This window comes from Nocardioides sp., from assembly GCF_035481145.1.
In the GTDB taxonomy this organism is placed as follows: Bacteria; Actinomycetota; Actinomycetes; order Propionibacteriales; family Nocardioidaceae; genus Nocardioides.
The window spans coordinates 1-4920 of sequence record NZ_DATIHB010000118.1; the positions used below are offsets into that span (position 1 = coordinate 1).

The 4920-nt window shown below is 72.1% G+C and carries 6 protein-coding genes and 2 tRNA genes; all 8 read left to right on the forward strand.

Translation table 11 applies throughout. The annotated features are described in order from the left end of the window. On the forward strand, nt 1-189 hold a 189-nt coding region (locus VLF38_RS09905; RefSeq protein ID WP_325271101.1), incomplete at its 5' end, for an LrgB family protein. Between the two features lie 75 nt (nt 190-264). Continuing rightward, complete coding sequence (locus VLF38_RS09910; RefSeq protein WP_325271102.1) at nt 265-1653, forward strand: amidase; 1389 nt, start codon at nt 265-267, stop codon at nt 1651-1653. Between the two features lie 61 nt (nt 1654-1714). Beyond that, complete coding sequence (gene folP / locus VLF38_RS09915) at nt 1715-2527, forward strand: dihydropteroate synthase (protein WP_325271103.1); 813 nt, start codon at nt 1715-1717, stop codon at nt 2525-2527. Further along, on the forward strand, nt 2524-3192 hold the full coding sequence (locus tag VLF38_RS09920; RefSeq protein ID WP_325271104.1) for a hypothetical protein: 669 nt from the start codon (nt 2524-2526) through the stop codon (nt 3190-3192). The genes folP and VLF38_RS09920 overlap by 4 nt, the downstream gene beginning before the upstream one ends. A 236-nt stretch (nt 3193-3428) precedes the next feature. Continuing rightward, nucleotides 3429-3500 (forward strand) — tRNA-Thr (locus tag VLF38_RS09925). Nucleotides 3501-3545: 45 nt separating this feature from the next. Continuing rightward, a tRNA-Met gene (locus VLF38_RS09930) sits at nt 3546-3622 on the forward strand. 45 nt (nt 3623-3667) lie between these two features. Next, nucleotides 3668-3838 carry a 50S ribosomal protein L33 gene (rpmG, locus tag VLF38_RS09935; RefSeq protein WP_107700766.1) on the forward strand — a complete coding sequence of 57 codons (171 nt, stop codon included), beginning with the start codon at nt 3668-3670 and terminating at the stop codon, nt 3836-3838. Nucleotides 3839-3929: 91 nt separating this feature from the next. Further along, on the forward strand, nt 3930-4920 hold a 991-nt coding region (locus VLF38_RS09940; protein ID WP_325271105.1), incomplete at its 3' end, for a UDP-N-acetylmuramate dehydrogenase.

The following is a 4920-nucleotide window of genomic DNA, read 5'->3' on the forward strand; positions in this document are numbered from 1 at the left end:
GTGCTCGACCTGGTCCGGGTCCGCGACCGCCGAGCCCGCGGCCTGGCGATCGGCGCCTCCAGCCACGGCATCGGCACGTCCCGGGCCCTTCGGGAGCACCCGACGGAGGGCGCCTTCTCCGGCCTCGCGATGGGCCTGACCGCGCTCCTGATCAGCCTGCTGACCCCGTTGGCGCTGCTCCTGCTGTGAGGCACCGACGACGGCCATATGACTTTTGAGTAATACCGGCGGTCCTGATTGGTGCCCGGGCGCTAGGGTCGGCGCATGGCCCGCCTCCACGCCTTCGCCGATGACGTCCTCTCCGACCACGACGCGGTCGGGCTCGTCGAGCTCCTGCGCACCAAGCAGGTCTCCCCGCAGGAGCTGACCGCCGCCGTCAGGGCCCGCATCGAGGCGGTCGACCCGGTCCTCGGCGGCCTCGCCCACCCGGCGTACGACGCGGTGTGGACGGCCAACGACGGCTTCTTCACCGGGCTGCCGACGCTGGCCAAGGACAACGTCGACGTGGCCGGGCTGCCCACCCGCCACGGCACCGACGCCTTCCCGGGCCGTGAGGCGAGGGCCGACGGCGACTGGGTCCGGATGCTCCGCGCGATCGGCCTCCACCCGGTCGGCAAGTCCCGGCTGAGCGAGTTCGGCTTCAGTGCCTCGGCCGAGCACCCGCGCCTGGGCCCCGTCCGCAACCCGTGGTCCACCGACCACACCGCGGGCGCCTCGAGCAGCGGTGCGGCGGCGTTCGTCGCCTCCGGCGCGCTCCCGCTGGCCCACGCCAACGACGGCGGCGGCTCGATCCGGATCCCGGCGTCCGCGTGCGGGCTGGTCGGTCTCAAGCCGACGCGCAACCGGACCCTGCAGGACAAGATGATGCGCGACATGCCCGTTCGCATCGTCTCCGACGGCGTCGTGACCCGCAGCGTGCGCGACACCGCGGCCTTCCTCCGCGAGGCCGAGCGCCACTGGCGCAACCCGAAGCTGATCCCGATCGGCGACGTCACCGCTCCGGCCGCCGAGCGACTCCGCATCGCCGTCGTCACCTCCAGCGTCGGCCGGGAGGCCAGCCCCGAGGTGCGCGAGCTGACCCTCAAGACCGCTGCCCTGCTCGAGGGGCTGGGCCACCACGTCGAGGAGGTCGAGCCGCCGGTGCCGGCGTCGTTCCCCGACGACTTCCTCCTCTACTGGGCCTTCCTCGCCACCGTCCTCGTGCGCACCTCGCGCCTCCGGTTCGGCAAGGAGGTTGACCCGACCCGCTTCGACAACCTCACGCTCGGCCTCGCCCGTCACGGCCTCCGCAACGCGCCCAAGGTGCCGCTCGCGATCACCCGGCTGGCCCGCTCGGGCCGCACCTCCGCGGCCTTCTTCCAGTCGTACGACGTCGCCCTCACGCCGACCGTCGCCCATGCCACGCCGCAGATCGGCCACCTCGACCCCGGCCAGTCCTACGAGACGATCATCGAGCGGCTCATGGACTGGGTCGCCTTCACTCCCCTGCAGAACGCCACCGGCGACCCCGCGATCTCCCTCCCGCTTGCGCAGACCTCCGCGGGCCTGCCGCTCGGCATGATGTTCGCCGCAGGCGCGGGTCAGGAGGCGCGTCTGCTCGCGCTGGCGCTCGAGCTCGAGCAGGCGCACCCGTTCGCGCGGATCCAGGACTGAGATGCCCGGCAGTGAACTCCGCCTCGGACGGCATTCGTTTCCTGACGACCGCCTCCTCGTGATGGCGATCGTCAACCGCACCCGCGACTCCTTCTACGACAAGGGAGCGACCTACGCCGAGGGCGCGGCCCTCGACCGCGTCCGCCAGGTCGTCGAGCAGGGCGCCGAGATCGTCGACATCGGTGGGGTGAAGGCCGGCCCCGGCGAGTCGGTCGGCCTCGAGGAGGAGCTGCGCCGCACGGTCGGCTTCGTGGCGCGCGTGCGGGAGGAGTTCCCCGAGGTAGTGATCTCCGTCGACACCTGGCGCCACGAGGTGGGCCAGGCGGTCTGCGAGGCCGGCGCCGACCTGCTCAACGACGCGTGGGGTGGCCACGATCCCCGGCTCGTCGAGGTCGCCGCGCAGCACGACGCGGCGTACGTCTGCACGCACACCAACGGGGCCACCCCGCGCCAGGCACCCCACCGCGTCACGTACGCCGACGTCGTCCGCGCCGCCATCGACGACACCGTCGCGCTGGCGCAGCGTGCGCTCGAGGCCGGCGTCGCCCGTGAGTCGCTGCTGATCGACCCGGCCCACGACTTCGAGAAGACGACGTGGCACTCGCTCGAGATCACCCGGCGCCTCGACGAGATGGTGGGCACCGGCTGGCCGGTGCTGGTGAGCCTCAGCAACAAGGACTTCGTGGGGGAGACCCTCGACCTCCCGACCGGCGAGCGCCTGATCGGCACGCTGGCGGCCACGTCCGTCGCGGCCTGGCACGGCGCCCGGGTCTTCCGGGTGCACAACGTCGTCGAGACACGGCAGACGCTCGACATGGTGGCCTCCATCCGCGGCACCCGCCCACCCGTCAACGCCACGAGGGCGCTCGCATGAGCCTTCCCTACGCGGCCCCGAACCCGCACGGCGTGCAACTCACGGCGTTCGTGCCGATGACGCCCCTCTTCTTCGGCCATCTCTCGGGTGCGGCCGATCCCGTGGCCGAGCTCCGGGCAGATGCAGTGGAGGCGGTCCGCACTGCGTGCCACGGCATGGAGCAGGTGCTGGTCCTCTGCCCCGTCGGCGGTCGCGAGGCGCCGGGTGACTGGCACGACCCCTCCCGGGTGCGCCCGGTCCACGGCGGCCCGCGCTCGCTCGCGGCGCAGGTCGGCGAGCACCTGCTCGGCCTCGCCGACGTCGACCTGCCGGCGCACTTCCTCGAGTGCACCGAGGGCGAGGTCGACCTCGCCGGACTCCTCGACCCGCGCGTCAGGTCCGCTCTCGTGGTCCTCGGCGACGGCGCGGCTGCGCGCTCGCAGGCGGCACCCGGCCATATCGACGAGCGCTCCTTCCCGTACGACGACGCCCTCGCCGCCGCGCTCGACACCGGAGACGCTCCCGCCCTGGCCGCGCTGGCTGCGCGACCCGAAGCCGCCGAGTTGCTGGTCACCGGCCGCCACACCTGGCCGATCGCCGCCGCGCTCGTTCCGCCCGTCGCGGAGGCGAGACTGGTGCGTCGCAGTGACCCGTTCGGCCTCACCTACGTCGTCGCGCGCTGGTAGTGCGGCCGCGCCTGACCGTCGATCGGGCCACCCCTTCGCACGTGCGCATCTGTCCTGCCCTGTGCGAGCCCGTGCCCGGACGTCACCTCGCACGTGCGAAGCCGTGCCTCGCCGCGCCTTGACAGTCGCCGCGGCCCCCCGGCGTACCGGAAATGGCACCGCAAACCCGGTGTGATGACCATCAAGGGCACCCGATTTTGCGCGCCGGTTCGGGGTCTGTAATGTTCTCCCTCGTTGCCCCCTTAGCTCAGTGGTAGAGCACTTCCATGGTAAGGAAGGGGTCGTCCGTTCAATCCGGACAGGGGGCTCTGAGAGGGAGGGCCCCGTCGCAAGGCGGGCCGTCCACCTTTCGAGGCGGGGTAGCTCAGGTGGTTAGAGCGCACGACTCATAATCGTGAGGTCGCGGGTTCGATCCCCGCCCCCGCTACCACCAGCACCAGTTGCACCCGCAGCATCCAGAACCTAAGGACTCCCAGTGGCCAGCAAGAGCAGCGACGTTCGCCCGAAGATCACGCTTGCGTGCGTGGACTGCAAGGAGCGCAACTACATCACCAAGAAGAACCGTCGGAACGACCCCGACCGGATCGAGCTCAACAAGTTCTGCCCGCGCTGCCGCAAGCACACGGCGCACAAGGAGACCCGCTGATCCCAGCGGGGCTCCCACCAGAGCCTTCACGAGGGCGGTCACCCATCCGGGTGGCCGCCCTCGCTCCATTTCGAGACGTTAGGGTCGCCCCGTGCTCCACACACCTCTCCTGGCTGACCTCACCACCTTGCGCCTCGGCGGCCCTGCCGGGTCGTACGTCGAGGCGACGACGGCAGACGCGCTCGTCGCCGCGGTGGCCGACGCCGATGCCGCCGGCACGCCGGTCCTGCTGGTGGCCGGAGGCAGCAACCTGGTTGTCGCCGACGAGGGCTTCCCGGGCCTCGTGGTGAAGGTCGCCACCACCGGCGTGACCGCCGACGAGCACGACGACCACGTCGAGGTGACGGTCGCCGCCGGCGAGCCGTGGGACGACTTCGTCGCGCGCGCGGTCGCCACCGAGTGGGTCGGTGTCGAGGCGCTCTCGGGCATCCCCGGCGCCGTCGGGTCGACGCCGATCCAGAACGTCGGCGCCTACGGCCAGGAGGTCGCCGAGACGATCACCGCCGTCCGGGTCTGGGACCGCGTCCTCAAGGGCGAGCGCACCTTCCGCGGCGAGGAGTGCGCGTTCGGCTACCGCCACAGCCGCTTCAAGGCCGACCCCGCGCGCCACGTGGTCCTCGACGTCACCTTCCGGTTCGAGCGCGGCGAGCAGGGCGCACCCATCGCGTACGCCGAGCTGGCGCGCACGCTCGGCGTGGAGCCGGGGGAGAGGGCGCCGCTGCGCGACGTGCGAGACGCCGTGCTGGCCCTCCGCGCCGGGAAGGGCATGGTGCTCGACGCCACCGACCACGACACCTGGAGCGCGGGGTCGTTCTTCACCAACCCGCTGCTCACGCCGGAGCAGGCCGACGCCCTGCCCGCGGACGCCCCTCGTTTCCCACAGTCAGACGGCACCGTCAAGTCGAGTGCCGCGTGGCTGATCGACCACGCCGGCTTCGCCAAGGGGCACGGCAACGAGCGGGTCAGCCTCTCGACCAAGCACACGCTGGCGCTCACCAACCGTGGCGGCGCGACTACGGCCGATCTGCTCACCCTCGCCCGCGAGGTGCGCGACGGCGTCGAGGCCCGCTTCGGCGTACGGC

Coding starts and splice junctions, on each gene's coding strand:
- VLF38_RS09910 (WP_325271102.1), top strand. CDS start 265: ATGGCCCGCCTCCACGCCTTCGCCGATGACGTCCTCTCCGACCACGAC.
- folP (WP_325271103.1), top strand. CDS start 1,715: ATGGCGATCGTCAACCGCACCCGCGACTCCTTCTACGACAAGGGAGCG.
- VLF38_RS09920 (WP_325271104.1), top strand. CDS start 2,524: ATGAGCCTTCCCTACGCGGCCCCGAACCCGCACGGCGTGCAACTCACG.